Source organism: Acinetobacter kanungonis (assembly GCF_009939195.1).
Classification (GTDB): Bacteria; Pseudomonadota; Gammaproteobacteria; order Pseudomonadales; family Moraxellaceae; genus Acinetobacter; species Acinetobacter kanungonis.
On the sequence record NZ_JAACKC010000002.1, the window covers coordinates 81,167 to 97,734 of the forward strand.

The 16,568-nt window shown below is 44.3% G+C and carries 16 protein-coding genes; 10 read left to right on the forward strand and 6 right to left on the reverse strand.

Translation table 11 applies throughout. The annotated features are described in order from the left end of the window. The gene (locus tag GWK51_RS04605) at positions 1 to 681 is read left to right on the forward strand and encodes a glutathione S-transferase family protein (protein ID WP_161932864.1); all 681 of its coding nucleotides are present in this window, start codon (positions 1 to 3) and stop codon (positions 679 to 681) included. On the opposite strand, the gene GWK51_RS04610 is transcribed toward GWK51_RS04605, so the two are convergent. Continuing rightward, on the reverse strand, positions 644 to 1,879 hold the full coding sequence (locus tag GWK51_RS04610; protein WP_235941075.1) for a GGDEF domain-containing protein: 1,236 nt from the start codon (positions 1,877 to 1,879) through the stop codon (positions 644 to 646). The two genes, GWK51_RS04605 and GWK51_RS04610, sit on opposite strands and share 38 nt — an antisense overlap. 235 nt (positions 1,880 to 2,114) lie before the next feature. Here GWK51_RS04610 and GWK51_RS04615 point away from each other — a divergent pair, with 235 nt between their 5' ends. Further along, the gene (locus GWK51_RS04615; RefSeq protein ID WP_161932865.1) at positions 2,115 to 2,681 is read left to right on the forward strand and encodes an FMN-dependent NADH-azoreductase; all 567 of its coding nucleotides are present in this window, start codon (positions 2,115 to 2,117) and stop codon (positions 2,679 to 2,681) included. Between the two features lie 51 nt (positions 2,682 to 2,732). Here the strand turns inward: GWK51_RS04615 and GWK51_RS04620 are convergent, their stop codons facing one another. Then, positions 2,733 to 3,665: an alpha/beta hydrolase gene (locus GWK51_RS04620; RefSeq protein ID WP_268895778.1), complete on the reverse strand. Its 933-nt coding sequence runs from the start codon at positions 3,663 to 3,665 to the stop codon at positions 2,733 to 2,735. A 136-nt stretch (positions 3,666 to 3,801) separates the two neighbouring features. Between GWK51_RS04620 and GWK51_RS04625 the strand changes: the two genes are divergently transcribed. Next, positions 3,802 to 4,239, forward strand: coding sequence for a DUF2147 domain-containing protein (locus GWK51_RS04625; protein ID WP_100241164.1), 438 nt, complete (start codon positions 3,802 to 3,804; stop codon positions 4,237 to 4,239). A 66-nt stretch (positions 4,240 to 4,305) separates the two neighbouring features. On the opposite strand, the gene GWK51_RS04630 is transcribed toward GWK51_RS04625, so the two are convergent. Beyond that, positions 4,306 to 4,656, reverse strand: coding sequence for a Spx/MgsR family RNA polymerase-binding regulatory protein (locus GWK51_RS04630; protein WP_161932867.1), 351 nt, complete (start codon positions 4,654 to 4,656; stop codon positions 4,306 to 4,308). Positions 4,657 to 5,130: 474 nt separating this feature from the next. Beyond that, positions 5,131 to 5,949, reverse strand: a complete 819-nt coding sequence (locus GWK51_RS04635) for an exodeoxyribonuclease III (RefSeq protein ID WP_161932868.1) — start codon at positions 5,947 to 5,949, stop codon at positions 5,131 to 5,133. 40 nt (positions 5,950 to 5,989) lie between these two features. Between GWK51_RS04635 and pyrE the strand changes: the two genes are divergently transcribed. Next, positions 5,990 to 6,640: an orotate phosphoribosyltransferase gene (pyrE, locus tag GWK51_RS04640; RefSeq protein WP_142769951.1), complete on the forward strand. Its 651-nt coding sequence runs from the start codon at positions 5,990 to 5,992 to the stop codon at positions 6,638 to 6,640. A gap of 113 nt (positions 6,641 to 6,753) precedes the next feature. On the opposite strand, the gene GWK51_RS04645 is transcribed toward pyrE, so the two are convergent. After that, positions 6,754 to 9,000, reverse strand: coding sequence for a TonB-dependent receptor (locus GWK51_RS04645; protein ID WP_161932869.1), 2,247 nt, complete (start codon positions 8,998 to 9,000; stop codon positions 6,754 to 6,756). Between the two features lie 215 nt (positions 9,001 to 9,215). Next, the gene (locus GWK51_RS04650; RefSeq protein WP_161932870.1) at positions 9,216 to 9,428 is read right to left on the reverse strand and encodes a DUF3565 domain-containing protein; all 213 of its coding nucleotides are present in this window, start codon (positions 9,426 to 9,428) and stop codon (positions 9,216 to 9,218) included. A 121-nt stretch (positions 9,429 to 9,549) separates the two neighbouring features. On the opposite strand from GWK51_RS04650, the gene gshB reads away from it, so the two are divergent. From gshB to ftsA, 6 genes are all read left to right on the forward strand, one after another. Next, a complete protein-coding gene (gene gshB, locus GWK51_RS04655) occupies positions 9,550 to 10,497 on the forward strand; it encodes a glutathione synthase (protein ID WP_161932871.1) in 948 nt (315 codons plus the stop codon). A 310-nt stretch (positions 10,498 to 10,807) separates the two neighbouring features. Then, complete coding sequence (gene murG, locus GWK51_RS04660) at positions 10,808 to 11,905, forward strand: undecaprenyldiphospho-muramoylpentapeptide beta-N-acetylglucosaminyltransferase (protein ID WP_161932872.1); 1,098 nt, start codon at positions 10,808 to 10,810, stop codon at positions 11,903 to 11,905. Positions 11,906 to 11,917: 12 nt separating this feature from the next. Next, a complete protein-coding gene (murC, locus tag GWK51_RS04665; RefSeq protein WP_161932873.1) occupies positions 11,918 to 13,366 on the forward strand; it encodes a UDP-N-acetylmuramate--L-alanine ligase in 1,449 nt (482 codons plus the stop codon). A 49-nt stretch (positions 13,367 to 13,415) separates the two neighbouring features. After that, a complete protein-coding gene (locus tag GWK51_RS04670) occupies positions 13,416 to 14,345 on the forward strand; it encodes a D-alanine--D-alanine ligase (RefSeq protein WP_161932874.1) in 930 nt (309 codons plus the stop codon). A 3-nt stretch (positions 14,346 to 14,348) separates the two neighbouring features. Further along, entirely contained in the window at positions 14,349 to 15,203 is an 855-nt protein-coding gene (locus tag GWK51_RS04675) for a cell division protein FtsQ/DivIB (RefSeq protein WP_100241174.1), read from the forward strand. Between the two features lie 64 nt (positions 15,204 to 15,267). Further along, positions 15,268 to 16,530, forward strand: coding sequence for a cell division protein FtsA (gene ftsA / locus GWK51_RS04680; protein ID WP_142769957.1), 1,263 nt, complete (start codon positions 15,268 to 15,270; stop codon positions 16,528 to 16,530). Positions 16,531 to 16,568: the final 38 nt, after the last annotated feature.

Sequence of the window (16,568 nt, forward strand, 5' to 3'; positions counted from 1 at the left end):
ATGCTCGAACTTTATATTGCCAATAAAAACTACTCCAGCTGGTCGATGCGTCCTTGGTTGGTGTTAACAGCCTTTGACATTCCTTTTCAAGAGCAGGTGATTTTTTTTGATCGTGAACGCTCAATCGGTGTATTTCAGCAACAACTTGCGGCGATTTCTAACAATGCCAAGGTGCCGATTTTGTGCGATCAGGAGCTGAAAATCTGGGATTCTTTGGCTATTTGTGAATATTTGGCAGAACAGTATCCCGAACAGGCACTTTGGCCGAAAGATAAAGCCCAGCGTGCACGTGCCAGAAGTATCAGCGCAGAAATGCACAGTGGTTTTACCTCTTTAAGAACGCTGTGTGGCATGAATATTCGGGCACAACTGGCAGATGTCGGGCAACGACTTTGGGCAGAACATGCAGAGTTAAGACTGGATGTTGCGCGTATCGAACAAATTTGGGCAGAACGTCCAGATCCAGCAGGTTTTTTGTGTGGCGAATTTAGTATTGCAGATGCCTTTTATGCGCCTGTTGTGATGCGTTTCAACAGCTATGCTTTACCACTCAGTGCATCTAGCCAGCAATATATGCAAAGCATGTTGCAACATCCTGCGGTACAAGCATGGGTGCAAGCAGCTCTGCTTGAAGGATGCTGGGTTAATTATCTAGAGGCCTATCAGACTGAGCCAGCCTAAATTCTGGTTCAGGTTTCACGTCGTTGCTTGTACGAAACACCTGAACCTGATTACGCCCAGAAGCTTTGGCTGCATATAAGGCTTTATCCGCTTGAGTCAGTAATTGGAACGGGGTAAAGGGTAACTGCGCCGTTGCAATGCCGAAACTGGCGCTCAGTGGAATACGGCAGTCCACATCATCGCGGAGTTCCAGTTGTTCAATCGCAGCGCGGCAGCGTTCCGCGGTGTGCTGTGCCTGTTCCAGTGTACTGTGATACAACACCAGTAAGAATTCTTCTCCGCCAAAGCGTCCCACCATGTCGCTGCTGCGTAACTGTTGTTTTAACAGTTGTCCCACCAGAATCAGCGCTTCATCACCCTTATGATGTCCATGCCGATCATTGATAAACTTGAAATGATCCAGATCCAGCAGCACCAAGGCATAGTGGCGATGCTGTCTGCGATGAATCCGTTCCAGATATTGATTCAAACTGCGCCGATTATACGTGTTGGTAAGTGGGTCGATTTTACTGAGCTGTTGAATTAATTGCTCGCGATGGCGCCATTGACTGAGTAAAATTTCAAATAAGATCAGACAAATAACCACAATAGGCGCAATAAAATACAGCATGCTACCGACCCAAAACGAATTGGCATAGGCATAGGTCGGTAAATTGAACACAGGTGCATAGGGCAATACACCCTGCAAACTGAGATAACCACAGCTAAATAAATACAGCGTTGCAGGAATCAATGCGCTATACACGATGGTACGTGGTAACAACACTAAACCGACTGCAAACAGGCTGACATAGGCACTTAAAGTCGCAGGACTCAGCACACCAATCAGATAGGCATCGCGGCACAACGAGATAATAAAGCACCATACGGCAATGTAAGGGACATAGCGTTTGACCCAAGCTTTATGCTGCCAGTAAAGACAAGGATAAATCAGACCACCCAATACCATGATGAAGAGGAAATTTCCGAGAATTTGCTGCTTGATCAACTCAATATTGGCCATGTTCCACAGCGCAGGATTCAAGATTACAAAAAACTTCCACAGCATCCAGATCAGATGGGTCAGGCAGCCTAAAATCAGCATCAGAATACATTTATTCAGGGTATTCCAATTCATGATGACGCCATCTTCAAGCAGGATTTTCTTGATTTTCTGTTGCAGCCAAGCCATGGTTGGGAGAAATGTTTTTTTGGTCATGGATGCTTATGCCCTCGACATCAACAGTTCCTTTGTTGTTTTAAAGCGAGATTTATTTTTGCTCACAATAGCATAAATTTTAAACAATCTTTCGATTGCTTTACATTTCCCTTTTTTCGGAATGTCTGATTTGTTCTAAAAACGGAACATAGTGTATTACCTTAGATCATTATTCTATTTTTATAGATGGCCTAAACTGAGCCTATTCCAAAAGATCAAATATTCGGGTGAGGTTATGAAAGTTTTACATATCGATTCCAGCATTTTAGGTTCAACCTCCGTTTCTCGTCAGTTAAGTCAGGCGATTGTGGAGCAGTTACAAACCAAACATGCCGATGTTCAAGTGCAGTATTTAGATTTGGCTGCACAGCCCATTCCGCACTTAACAGCAGAAATTTTAATGGGACAAAATGCGGAACAAACTGCATTAGGTGAACAAATTATTCAGCAATATTTAGATGCTGATGTGGTTGTGGTAGGCGCTGCCATGTACAACTTCGGTTTGGCTTCAACTTTAAAAGCTTGGATTGACCGCATCAGTGTGGCTGGTAAAACTTTTAAATACACTGAAAATGGTCCTGTCGGTTTGGCAGGGGATAAACAGGTGTATATCGCCAGCAGCCGTGGCGGTGTGTATGGTGACAACAGCCCTGCAGATTTCCAAGAAGGTTTCTTGACAACCGTGTTTAACTTCACGGGTGTTAACCAAGTGGAAGTGGTGCGTGCTGAAGGCGTGAACATGGGCGAAGAGATGAAAAGCAAAGCTATTGAAGCAGCTTTGGCTCAGGTCAAACTTATCTAAGTGATCTTGAGATCGAAAAAGGTCAGCAGCTGCTGACCTTTTTTATGGGCGTTAATCGCGGTCTAAGCGGTGCGCAAAGGCGGCTAAATCGGCCAATGCTTGTTGGGCTTCTTCAAACCATGCACTGAACATTTGGAAGTTGTGCCACATTCCCGTATAAATTTTAAATTCAACTTCGACACCCGCAGCTTCAGCTTGTTGCTGAAAGCGCTTGCCATCATCCATTAAAATTTCTTTAGAGCCGACTTGAATCAGGGTCGGAGGTAGCCCCGTTAAATCTTCAAATACGGGAGAAACCCGCGGATCACCACGATCAATCTCTTTGGGCAGATAGTAGTCAATGCCTGTTTCCAGCGCTTCAATCGACAAGAGGGCATCATGCTTTTGATTAAAACGCAGCGATTCGCTGGTCAGGGTCAAATCTAAAAACGGGGACAATAAAATCAAGCCGCTGACCTGTTCCAGTTGTGCCTCACGTATTTTAACGGCTAATGCTACCGCGAGGTTTGCCCCACAAGAGTCCCCCGACAGGATAATATCTTTGGCTTGAATGCCTTGTTCCAGCAAATTCAAATACACGGCAAATAAGGCCTCTACTGCCTCGGGAAAGGGATGTTCAGGTGAAAGCGGATAATCCACATGTAACACCTGCATTTGCGTACGTGCGGCAATCTGGCTCAGAAAAGCCCGATGGGTTTTGAGTGAGCCCAGGAAAAAAACGCCGCCATGAATATGAAAAATCAATTGGGTCGATTGCTTTTGCGGTTTCAGTTCTTCGGCATTCAGTTGCCCCAAACGTAAGCTACGTACTTGTACATCGGGCTGCATTGGAAAGACACGACAAAGCTGTTCTAAGCCGAGTCTTAACGTTTTGGGTGGTAGGCTGTATTGGCTTGGCGTGCGGACGGTAGTTTTTAAAATACTTTCTGTAATGAATTGTTTCCACGGGGCTGAAGTATTCATGGTTCTTCCATTTGTTATCAATTTTGTCTTATTAAAGGTGTATTTACCCACAATAATTACAAGGTTACACTAAACAGTCACACTCAAGAATTGCAAAATTGTTGTGGCTTAACAATACTTAAAGGCGTCTACAGACAGACTAGGGAAATCAAGAAAAATGAAAAAAATTGCGCTTGCATTAGGATTGCTCGGCTTCACCGTATTGGCAAATGCGGCTGATCCATTGAATGGTACAGTTTGGAAAACCATTGATGATAAAACCAAACAACCGCGTGCGGTTGTGAAATTTACTGAGCAAAAAAATGGCATGTTAACAGCAACCATTCAGAGTGTTTTGACTCCAGGTGAGGAAAATGCGTGCAGTAAATGTGAAGGTCCTTATCAGAACAAATCGTTGAAAGGTCTCACCATTGTGCGTGGTTTGAAAAACGTCGGTGGCACTAAATACGATGATGGTACGATTTTAGATCCGAAAAATGGCAAAACCTATAGTTTAAAAGGTGAGCTAACTTCGGGGGGTAAAAAACTTGAGCTTCGTGGTTATTTGGGTGTCGCAGCTTTAGGACGTAACCAGACTTGGGTACGCGTAAACTAAGACAGTATAAAGAAACAGAAAAGCCTGACTCAATGTCAGGCTTTTCTGTTTCTGCTATATGGTGTTTCAGCCAGCAAGCGCACGATAAGCGGCTTCATCAAAACCAACAATATAGCCTGTTGCTGTATTGAGTACAGGACGTTTGATCAGACTTGGCTGTGCCATCAGGGTTTCAATGAGTTGGGCTGGTGAAGCCAAGGCATGCTCTTGTTCTGCTTCCGTCAATTTGCGCCAAGTGGTGCCTTTTTTATTGAGAATCAGCTCTTGTCCAACTTGGTCTAGCCAAGTTTTTAAGGTGTCGGTATCAATGCCTTGCTTTTTATAATCATGAAATTCATACGCCAAGCCCAGTTCAGTCAGCAAATCGAAGGCTTTTTTCATGGAGCTACAGTTTTTAATGCCATAAATTTTGAGCATTTTAAATATTTCCCTAAAGTGATTTCTGGCTATAGGGTAAACAAAAAAACAGGCATTCTCTAGAGTGAGGGGTTAAAGGAATAAAATATCGACAGTTATAGTGTGCTTGTCATCGAACTGCAATCAAAGCTTGGCATGCTATACGCATAAACAAAAACAATCTTAAAACAATGAGAACATCAGCGCGTAAATAAAAAGAAGCAATAAAAAAGAGAAAACCCGCATTCAATCATCCTGATTATGCGGGTCTCATTACAACGTCCATTGTCACATCCTTGAAAACAAACTCAAACTGAGTATGTTTAATTCCATCCTACGGCTTCCTATCCCTTTGCTGTCATCCTGACATGTCCCTGTGCCGTGCCGCTATAATGCCGTTTCTGACCGAGGATAAATAGACAGAAAATACGTCATCTGTTGTGCGTAAAAAGAGATTATTGAGTGAACGTTTGTTCACTCAATACGGCATATTCTTTAGATTTGATAATCAATAATCACGGGAGCATGGTCACTAAACCATTCTTCTTTATACACCCAAGCATTGACGGTACGGGCTTTCCAGTCAGGTGAGCAGGCTTGGTAATCAATCCGCCAACCGACGTTCTTGGCACGGGCTTGTCCGCGATTCGACCACCAAGAATACAGTTCCGCTTCTTTGCGCACTTCACGGAAGGTGTCGACATAACCGAGTTCATCATAGATATGATCCAGCCATGCACGTTCGTGTGGTAAACAGCCTGAAGACTTTTGATTGCCCGACCAGTTTTTAATATCAATGCGCTTATGCACAATGTTGTAGTCACCGCAGACAATAACGGATTTATTTTCAGCACGCCATTGTTTCAAAATCTGCTGATAATTTTCTAGAAAATGGTCTTTACGTGCTTGTGCTTCGTCGCCCGAAGAGCCAGATGGTAAATATAAAGAGCAAATATGCACAGGTTGATCTAAACCTAAATCAAATTCGGCACTGATAAAGCGTCCTTGAGAATCTGCCAGTTCAAAACCCAGACCATCTTTGACAGAAACAAAAGGCAAGCGGCTGTAAATGGCAGTACCTGCATAACCTGCACGTTCCGCTGGGAACAGGTGAGTGTACCAACCTTCAGGTTTAAACTTATCGGTCCATTGTGCATGGGTAATGCGGCTTTCTTGCATACAGACTACATCTGCATCAGACTTTTCTAACCATTCAAGTAAGCCTTTGGTTACCGATGAGCGTAAGCCATTTACGTTAATTGAAACCACTCGTAAAATTTTTTGATCACTTGGGTAGCTACTCTTTGGTATCATGCGCAGTCATAACCTCAATGTATGAATTTCGGAGCACCTCATGTCAACGCCAGCTCAATTTAACCCACAAGCATTTATCGAACTCGCTTTATCACGTGGTGTGCTTAAATTTGGTGAGTTTACTTTAAAATCAGGCCGAGTGAGTCCTTATTTTTTCAATGCGGGTTTATTGAATGATGGTGAAGCCTTATCGCTATTGGCTTCTGGCTATGCCGATAAATTGACCCAGTGTGACAATGTCGAAGTAGTTTTTGGTCCTGCATACAAAGGCATTCCTTTTGTTGCAGCAACCGCAGTGGCTTTATCACAAAATCACGGGGTAAGTGTGCCGTGGGGCTTTAACCGTAAAGAAGCTAAAGATCACGGTGAAGGTGGTGTCTTGGTGGGTGCATCGGTTGCAGGCAAAAAAGTCTGGATTATTGATGACGTGATTACCGCGGGTACTGCAATTCGTGAAGTGGTGACCATTCTTAAAAATGCGGGTGCAAGCATTGCGGGTGTTTTGGTGGCATTAGACCGTCAGGAAAAAGGTCAGGGTGAACTCTCTGCGATTCAGGAAGTACAAAAAGAATTGGAAATTCCTGTACATGCCTTAATTACCATGAAAGATTTAATGAACTATTTAGATGCTAAAGGCGAAAGCGAAGCCTTGGCGAAAATGGAAGCATACCGTGTGAAATATGGTATCTAAGCTTCAACTGCATGGTTAAAAAGAAAAAGCATATCCGAGGATATGCTTTTTTTTATAGCTGAATTTTATCGGATAAACAACAATTTAGACTCTTCCTACAGCACCTATTTACTTTAGAACTGGTAATTAAGACGCATCAAGAAGCTACGAGGCGCGCCTGGCATCGAATCTGAACGCCAGTACTCTTTACCTGTTAAGTTGCTGATTGCTAATGTCATGTTCCATGGGTCTGCACTATAGCCAATTGCAGCATCAACACGGTTGAAGCCTTCCATTTTGGTCTGGTTGTTAATGTTGGGATAATACGAACCGACATAGGTCACCCCAATTTCACCATAGAGGCTGTCCGTCGGAAGATAGCGGACAAACAAGTTACCTGTATTTTTTGAGGTATTGGCTAAATAGTTGCCGACATTTTCTGGCTTTTCTTTATCTTTGTTTACGCGCGCATCGGTATAACCATAGCCACCACGAATAAAGACATTATCCAAAGCGCGACCAATGAAACTGAACTCTAAACCTTGCGATTGGTGTTCACCACCGATTGCCCAGGCATCAGGCTGCTCGTCAGGATTTGGACGGTAACGAATGTTCTTTTTACGGATGTCATACAGCGAAAACTGAGTATTGAGGCGTTGTTCTAACCAGTCACTCTTGATGCCGACTTCATATTGCTCGTTATATTGTGGTTCTGCATTAAATAAAGCCAAGTCTTGGCTAGCGGATATGACGCTGACACCCATGGAACCGCCAAATGGGGCGAAACTTTTGCTATATGAGGCATACAGGCTTTGATGTTCAGTTGGTTGCCAGACGATACCGACATTCGGACTGACGGAATCATCGCTGATTGAACGTTTCCGCTTGTCAGGATCGGCATTCGGCAGTTTATTGGTGGTAGAAAAATCATAACGATCATAACGCAGCCCCAACATCAATTTGAGTTGCTCATTTAAGCTCAGCAAATCTTGCGCAAAGAAGCCTAAGCTGGTGCCTTGGTTATAATTGTGTTGACTGATTTTCAGTGGTCCTGTCCCGCGGCTAGATTCACGTTCACCTGTAATTGGATTCACATAGCCATAAATTGCAGAACCATTTTGATTGCTGTTGGCTAAACGGGGTTCACGCTGCTCATAGGTCCAGTCACTTCCCAAGACAAGATTGTGCTTAATCGATCCTGTATCAAATTCACCTTTAAGATCAAAGGTATTGCTGGTGGTTTTATTGCTGGTTTGTTGCCAGTAATAAATTTGAGAGATTTCTCCCACATGACCCTTACAGGTTCCTGCATTGCGAATCTGAGTGGCTTCAGTCGCGCAATATCCACCTAAGTAGAAATGATCAAAATTCTGTTCGGCCTGTCTGTAGCTTGCGGCCCAATGAAAACTCCAGTTGGGCGTCAAGGAGTAATTGAGGTCGCTACGCACGACTTGTAACACGTCATCGACATAATCACCATCCTGCGCAAAGCCCGTTTTAATGGAGGTGCCCGCAGGTAAACTCGAATAACTTGGACCGCGGTCAGGTACACGGCTTAATTTGTCATAAGTGTATTGGGTGGTCCATGTCAGGCTTTCATCATCATTTTTATAGGTAAAACTCGGCGAGAGCATTTCAATCTGATTATCAATCCCACTGCGGAAACTCCCAGATTCGCCATATTCACCTGTTAAACGAACCGCCCAATGGTCATTGAGAACTTGGTTGATATCCGCGGTTGTACCATAAGTGTCGTAAGAGCCCATATAAGTTCCTACCGAACTTTTTGAGTCAAAGTTGGCGTATTTGCTGACCATGTTGATCACGCCACCGCCTGCACTGCGTCCATATAACACCGAAGCAGGACCTTTGAGAATTTCAATCCGTTCAATATTGGCGGTACTCCGACGTACTTGGCCACTTTCTCGGATTCCATCACGGTAGATGTCACCCGTATCTGCAGAAAATCCTCGCAATGTGATGCCATCTCCACGCATATCATAGTTGCTGGAAACCCCCGGCGTACCTTGTAGCATGATGCTTAAATCATTGCTGCCGTAAATTTTATATTTTTGAACATCAATGGTATCAATGGTTTGGGGAATATCCTTCTTCTTTAACCCATTGCGCGTCACATTGGCTTGATCATAATCCACATAGCTTTTAATCGGGTCAAGCTCACTCATGGCTTCAATTTTGAGTGTGGGTAATACCGCATGAGTGGAAGTTTTTTGAACATGATTGGGTTGTAAAGTCTCAGTATTATTTGACGTTTCTAGGTCTTCAGCAGCCATAGCATGTGCATTGATCATCATGCAGCTAAGGAGGCTATATTGAAAAAAGGTGGAACCACAAATGAGGCGTGGTGAAAAGTAAGACATATGCAAGCTCTGCAACATGAAAATTAAGAATAATAATGAGAATTATAATCATTAACTAAAATAAGACAAGTTTTTATGAATTCTTTACTCAATATTCATGTTTTCTACATATTAATTATAGAGGTGGTAAGAGGGTATGCTGTAGCAGTTGGATGTTCAGGCAAGGGAAATAAAGATGCATTAGGCTTTATCAAAGCAATTCAAATCACTCAGTCTTATATTGAGGGTGAAGAGGGTTGCTCTGTGGCATCGCACAAAAGGCAATTGAGTTCTACGCCCAACTTCTCTTGACGTCCTTGCTCAGTCATCACCCAAGGACGATTTTGCCAAGGTGGTGTATGCCGTACATGCTGGCTATGTCCACACGCCAAATCAGCCACCCAATGCTGTTCCTCATCCTGATGAAAGCCAATAATTGCTTGCCGCATAGCAGAATCCTCCACAACTTATACAAAATTATCCATAAGCGAAAAACGAAATTCAGAAATAGAAACCCTTAATCTCCGTTATACTCCTTGAGGATTATACTTTTTAAAAAGAGCTTTGATTATGCGCGTACTTGTTGTGATGGATCCCATCGAAAGTGTCAATTTGAAAAAAGACTCAACTATGGCGATGTTATGGGCGGCAAGCCGTCGTGGTCATGAATTGGGATATGCTTTACAACAAGATTTATATATCGAGCAAGGCAAGGCTTTTGGTCTGATCGCACCGTTACAGGTGTTTGAAGATTACAATCATTATTATGAATTGGGTGAAAAGAAGAAAGAGCCCATCGCAGCTTATGATGTGGTATTGATGCGTAAAGACCCACCGTTTGATATGAACTTTGTTTATACCACCTACATTTTAGAGCAGGCGGAACGTGAAGGCGCGTGGGTCATTAACAAGCCACAAAGCTTGCGTGACTGTAATGAAAAACTGTTTGCAACACAGTTCCCTGAACTGCAAGTCCCGACTTTGGTGACGTCACAACAAGGCTTGATTCGTGAGTTCATTAAAGAACAGGGTGATGTCATTGTGAAACCGCTGGATGGTATGGGCGGCATGGGCATTTTCCGTTTGTATCAAGATGGCGTGAACATTGGTTCGACCATTGAAATTCTGACCAATCATGGCACGTTGCCGATTATGGCACAGCGTTATATTCCTGAAATTGTTGAAGGCGATAAGCGCATCTTGATGGTGAATGGTGAACCAGTTCCATATTGCTTGGCACGTATTCCTCAAAATGGCGAAGTGCGCGGTAACTTGGCTGCGGGTGGTCTGGGTGAAGCGCGTCCATTGACTGAGAATGACCGTAAAATTGCGGCAAAAGTCGGTCCATTCTTACGTGAAAAAGGACTGATTTTTGTGGGTCTGGATGTGATTGGGAATTATGTGACCGAAATTAATGTCACCAGTCCAACCTGTATTCGTGAAATTGATAACAAGTTTGGCACTCAAATTGCGGATGATCTATTTGCGGTATTGGAAGCAGGCCGTCAAGCAGTCTAATCAGCATTATTATGTTTTGAACGCCTCAATCATGCTGTCGTGGTTGAGGTAATTTTCACTGGTTTTGGCTGAAAAGAAACAGTGCGAGATCAGCGTGGAAATGTAGATGATTTGCTGTTTTTAACAAAGATAGAGGTTTTTTGTACTAGATTAATAATAAAACTTGTTTAAACTTACAAAACTGAAGAAAAAAACAATGAAACGCTGGGTGAAACAAAGTAAATAATCTTTCGCGCCCCCTCGTTTGTGATTACAATTGTTAACTTAAAATGAAATTTTTGCATATTTTTTTGAATTGAAGAATTAGACCGTGACTGATGCTCAGCAAATAAAGCCCAAACGCGTGATGATGATGGCCGCAGGTACCGGTGGACACGTTTTTCCAGCACTTGCCGTTGCAAAACAATTGCAACAACAAGGGGCGCAAGTGTCTTGGTTGGCAACCCCAACAGGCATGGAAAATCGCTTATTAAAAAATCAAAATATTCCAATTTACCAGATTGATATTCAAGGCGTGCGCGGCAATGGTGTGGTGCGCAAATTATTGGCGCCTTTTAAAATTCTAAAAGCCACCGTTAGCGCCATGCGCTACATGAAACAGTTAAATATTGAGGCTGTTGCCGGTTTTGGGGGCTATGTGGCTGGACCGGGTGGTCTGGCAGCGCGTGTACTGGGAATTCCCGTGCTGATCCATGAACAAAATGCGATTGCAGGCTTTACCAATACTCAGTTGTCACGCGTAGCAACCACGGTGTGTCAGGCATTTCCGCAGACCTTTCCAGCGCAAGCCAAAATTGTGACCACAGGCAATCCTGTTCGCAAAGAAATTACCGAAATTTTAAATCCGTCTTGGCGTTATCAAGAACGTGAAAAAGCCCATCAACCGCTCCGTATTTTAATTGTCGGCGGGTCATTGGGTGCGAAGGCACTGAATGAATGTGTACCTGAAGCCTTAAAGCTGCTGAATGTACCAATCCGTGTCTATCACCAATGTGGTCAGAACCATGCTGAGGCGACACAGGCGCAATATACAAACGCACCTGCGAATTTGGACGTCGAAGTGCATCCGTTTATTGAAGATATGGCGCAAGCCTATTCCGAGGCAGATTTAATTATTTGTCGTGCGGGTGCTTTAACGGTGACGGAAATTGCAACAGCGGGTGTGGCGGCTATTTTTGTTCCGCTGCCAAGTGCGGTGGATGATCATCAGACGGCCAATGCCAAGTTTTTAGCAAAAACTGGCGCTGCAAAAATTTGTCCGCAAGCCCAGATGACGCCTGAAAGTTTAAAAGAATTGTTAGTGCCGTTAATGAATCGTCAATTGTTGTCTGAAATGGCAGTCAAAGCGCGTCAACAGGCTCAACCCGATGCAACTCAACATGTCGTTGAGCTAATTCAAGAATTGTAATTAGAGTAAGCTATGTCTCCATCTACACCTGCTGATCAAGCAAAAAAGTTAATTAAAATCCCAGAAATGCGTCGTATTAAGCACATCCATTTCGTGGGTATTGGTGGTGCTGGGATGTGCGGCATTGCTGAAGTCTTGAAAAACCAAGGCTATAAAGTTTCAGGCTCGGATATTAAAGCCTCGAAAACCACTGCTCAGCTCGAAGAAAACGGCATTAAAGTTTATATCGGACATGCAGCTGAAAATATTGCAGGCGCGAATGTGCTGGTGGTTTCAACTGCAATTGATCCAGAAAATCCAGAGATTAAATCTGCGATTGAACACCGTATTCCTGTGGTGCGTCGTGCAGAAATGCTGGGTGAATTGATGCGTTACCGTCACGGTATCGCGGTTGCGGGTACGCATGGTAAAACCACAACCACCAGTCTGGTTACCTGCATGTTGGCAGAAGAAAACCTTGATCCAACTTATGTGATTGGTGGCTTGCTGAATCGTACGGGTGTTAATGCAGCATTGGGTGCGAGTCGTTTTATTGTGGCAGAAGCGGACGAGTCAGATGCCTCTTTTCTGCATTTACAACCAATGGCCGCCATTGTCACCAATATTGATGCAGACCATATGGATACCTATGGTGGTAGCTTTGATGTGCTCAAAGACACCTTTGTGCAGTTCTTACAAAACATGCCATTTTACGGTTTAGCCGTTGTCTGTGGTGATGATGCCAATATCCGTGAAATTATGCCGCGTATTGGTCGTCCATTGGTGACTTATGGCTTCAATGAAGACAATGACATCCGTGCAGTGGATGTTGTGCAAGAAGGCATGCAGTCACACTTTACAGTATTGCGTAAAGACCGTGAGCCATTACGTTTAACCATTAATTTGCCGGGCTTGCACAACATCTTGAATGCGCTTGCAGCGATTGGGATTGCGACTGATGAAGGCGTGTCAGATGCTGCGATTGCGCGTGCACTGGAAAGCTTCAGTGGCGTAGGCCGCCGTTTCCAAGTTCAAGGTGAATTTGCATTGGGCGAAGGCAATGTGAAACTGGTAGATGACTATGGACATCACCCGAAAGAAGTGGAAGCCACGATTAAAGCTGCGCGAGCCAGCCACCCAGACCGCCGTCTAGTGATGTTATTCCAGCCGCACCGTTTTAGCCGTACCCGTGATTGTTTTGATGACTTTGTGGACGTGTTGTCGCAAGTGGATCAATTGCTGTTGCTTGAAGTTTATCCTGCTGGGGAAAAACCAATCGTTGGTGCCGATAGCCGTGCCTTAGCACGCAGTATTCGCCTGCGTGGTGAAGTCGAGCCGATTTTGATTGATCCTGTGGATGGCAACTTACCAAACGTGATGCGTAAAGTGTTACAAGCGAATGACTTGTTATTAACACAAGGCGCAGGTAATGTGGGAGCTATCTCAGTTGAGCTGGCGCAGCATCAATTATACGTGGACTAATTGCGGTCTCTGGTTTTATTAAAAGTTATAACAGTTTAAGGATAAAAACGTGTCAAATGCTTCAAAGTTCGGCAAAGTTGCCGTGTTGCTTGGTGGTAAATCAGCTGAGCGTGAGGTTTCTCTCGATAGTGGTCAGGCGGTACTTGAAGCATTGATTCGTTCTGGGGTAAATGCCGAGGCATTTGATCCTCAAAATCGTAGTGTGACGGAATTGGTGGGCTATGATCGTGCCTTTATTGTGTTGCATGGTCGTGGCGGGGAAGATGGTCAGATTCAAGGTGTTTTGGAGTGGTTAAACATTCCGTACACAGGCACTGGCGTACAAGGCTCTGCCATTGGTATGGATAAGGTCAAAACCAAGCAAATCTGGCAGGGTTCAGACTTGCCAACCGCACCATATCGCATTGTGGATAAAGACACCGACTTGGCTGAAGTCGTGCAAAGCTTAGGCTTACCGTTGATTATCAAACCGGTACATGAAGGTTCGAGCGTCGGCATGAGCAAAGTTGAAAAAGCAGAAGATTTATCTGCTGCAATTGCCAAAGCCACTCAGCATGATGCAGTGGTGATGGCTGAAAAATGGATTACAGGACGTGAATTTACGATTTCATTCTTGAATGGTCAACCGTTACCTGTGATTCGTTTACAACCCCCTGCGGATGTTGCGTTTTACGATTATGAAGCAAAATATCAGCGTAACGATGTGCAATATGGCATTCCATGTGGCTTGACTGAAGCGGAAGAGCAACGTTTACAAGCCTTATGCTTGCGTGCATTCCAAGCGGTGGGTGCAAGTGGCTGGGGACGTATTGACGCCATGCAAGATGAGCAGGGCAATTTCTGGTTGCTTGAAGTGAATACAGTTCCAGGTATGACCAGCCACTCGTTGGTGCCTAAAGCAGCCAATGCAGTCGGTTATAGCTTTGATGCATTATGTGTCGCAATTTTAGAACAAACACTTACAGGTGCAGCACACTAAGTTATGGCTCAACTTCCAGCATCGATGCGCCGCAAACGCGCCGCAATTACCTCGATACATGACAAACCACCCACGCGTCAGGAACAACTGACCAACGTAGGCGGCTGGTTGCTTTTGGTCATTGCCTTTGTGGTGCTGGCTGCTGGAGTGTTTGGCTTATATAAAGTAATGACGGATGCTCGAGTGGCAGATCTGGACGTGGTGGGCACCCGTTCCGATGCAGAGCAGCGCCAAGTAATGTTGCATGTGGCACCGACGGTACAAAATAATTACTTTACCTCTGATTTAGAGCAAATTCGGGATCGCGCATTAGAGCTGTCGTGGGTGGATCGTGTGGTGGTTTCTCGCGCTTGGCCAAATGCCATTCGTGTTCGCGTGATGCCACGTCATGCAATCGCCCGTTGGGGAACAGGACGCCTACTCAGTGACAGCGGTGATGTTTTTGCTGAAGTGACCCCGCGAAATTATCAACAATTGCCACTGCTTCATGGGCCGATGAGCCAATCTAAAACCATGATGCGTCGCTATAATGAAATTAATCAGTTATTCCTTCCAGTCAACCTTCGGCTAAAAGAATTATATTTAACGGAGCGTATGACTTGGTTTATGCAGTTTGATTCTGGATTACGTGTTATTGTTGATCAAGATCAGACCATGAGTAAGCTACAACGCTTGAGTCATCTTGCGCAAAGTGATTTGAAACCCGTGTGGTCACAAATTTCGTCAATCGATTTACGGTATAGGAACGGCTTAGCCATCCAATGGAAAAGTGCAGCCCCACCGAAAATTGCAAATGGTCACTTTGTTGTAACGATTAATGACACAAGCATTGCGGATGGGATAAATGCAAAGCCATAATGACTGGCTTTATAAATAGAGGCGTAAAGCCATAAATTAAACAAACATGTAATGGTAGTAAATAATGAGTGAAGCTGTTCCCTCAGTTGTTGCGATTGACATTGGGACACATAAAGTTTCAGTTTTGATTGGTAAGGTGCACGCCCCAGACAAGATTCAGGTTATTGGGATGGCGACGGCACGTAACCGCGGTATGAACAAAGGCAAAATCGTGAGCTTGGATAAAGTCATCACGGCGATAAAAAATGCCGTTCAGGAAGCGGAAGATATGGCGGAGTGCCGTGTGCACTCGGCTTGGGTTTCAATTCCAAGTGCAGAATTAAAAAGTTTTTATGCTTCGGGTCGTACCCCAATTGAAAATGCCGAACATAGTATTACCACCAATGAAGTGGTTAGAGCATTAGAGTTGGCAAAAGCCAGTCATATTACTTCAGACCACTATTTAGTGAGTGCGGTGCCATTGGGCTTTGAGCTGGATGATTCTCCAGAATGGGTGCAAAACCCGATTCGAATGTCTGCGCACAGCATGAAAGGGCATTATCAGTTGATGATGTTGCCGATCAGCACCATGCAGAATCTGGATCGAGCCATGAAAGGAGCGAATATCACCGTTGAAAAAATGGTGGTGTCGTGCTTGGCAACGGCTGAAGCCAGCTTGCTCAAAGATGAAAAAGAATATGGAGTCTGCCTGCTCGATATGGGCGCTGGCACCACCAATCTTGCGGTCTATTTAGACGGTCGTCTTGCCATGGCTGAAACATTGCAGCGTGGCGGTGAACATGTAACGCGTGATATTGCTGCGGTTTTACAAACTACCACAGAAGAAGCAGAAAGAATTAAGCTGCTTTATGGTTGCGTCGACTTAAAAGTGGTAAAACCAGATCATATGATTCAAATTCAAGGCATCGATGGTCCGCAAACCATTAGTCGGATTGAGTTATCTGAAATTATGATTGCCCGTTACGAAGAAATTCTGACCCAAGTTCGCGAAGTCTTGGAACGCAGTGGCGCGATTCATGGTTTGTATCATGGTGTAGTGCTAACAGGCGATGCCTGTCAGATTGAAGGTATGGTCAGTTTGGTACGCCGTATGCTTGGTATTTCTGCACATTTGGGTAATCCGCCTGTGCAGGTTTATGCCGATGAACCGTATTTGGCATCCTTGCGTCGTTCGCAATATGCGACTGCAGCAGGCTTGTTGATGTTTAGTCAGGGCGATCCACAAGAAACATTGGTCGAAACCGTTGATCCTGAAACGCTGTCGTTTTGGAAACGTGCAGGACGGGCTTGGTCAGGGTTAAATGATAAGTTGAAGTCTATTTTTTAGTTGTATTTTTTGGGAATATTGTTTGGAAGTTGTACGTT

Bases quoted from the DNA above. Each gene is read 5' to 3' on its own strand.
- GWK51_RS04605 (WP_161932864.1), top strand. From the start codon at position 1: ATGCTCGAACTTTATATTGCCAATAAAAACTACTCCAGCTGGTCGATG.
- GWK51_RS04675 (WP_100241174.1), top strand. From the start codon at position 14,349: ATGGCTCAACTTCCAGCATCGATGCGCCGCAAACGCGCCGCAATTACC.
- GWK51_RS04615 (WP_161932865.1), top strand. From the start codon at position 2,115: ATGAAAGTTTTACATATCGATTCCAGCATTTTAGGTTCAACCTCCGTT.
- gshB (WP_161932871.1), top strand. From the start codon at position 9,550: ATGCGCGTACTTGTTGTGATGGATCCCATCGAAAGTGTCAATTTGAAA.
- GWK51_RS04635 (WP_161932868.1), bottom strand. From the start codon at position 5,949: ATGATACCAAAGAGTAGCTACCCAAGTGATCAAAAAATTTTACGAGTG.
- GWK51_RS04610 (WP_235941075.1), bottom strand. From the start codon at position 1,879: ATGACCAAAAAAACATTTCTCCCAACCATGGCTTGGCTGCAACAGAAA.
- GWK51_RS04650 (WP_161932870.1), bottom strand. From the start codon at position 9,428: ATGCGGCAAGCAATTATTGGCTTTCATCAGGATGAGGAACAGCATTGG.
- pyrE (WP_142769951.1), top strand. From the start codon at position 5,990: ATGTCAACGCCAGCTCAATTTAACCCACAAGCATTTATCGAACTCGCT.
- GWK51_RS04630 (WP_161932867.1), bottom strand. From the start codon at position 4,656: ATGCTCAAAATTTATGGCATTAAAAACTGTAGCTCCATGAAAAAAGCC.
- murC (WP_161932873.1), top strand. From the start codon at position 11,918: ATGTCTCCATCTACACCTGCTGATCAAGCAAAAAAGTTAATTAAAATC.
- GWK51_RS04645 (WP_161932869.1), bottom strand. From the start codon at position 9,000: ATGTCTTACTTTTCACCACGCCTCATTTGTGGTTCCACCTTTTTTCAA.
- GWK51_RS04625 (WP_100241164.1), top strand. From the start codon at position 3,802: ATGAAAAAAATTGCGCTTGCATTAGGATTGCTCGGCTTCACCGTATTG.
- ftsA (WP_142769957.1), top strand. From the start codon at position 15,268: ATGAGTGAAGCTGTTCCCTCAGTTGTTGCGATTGACATTGGGACACAT.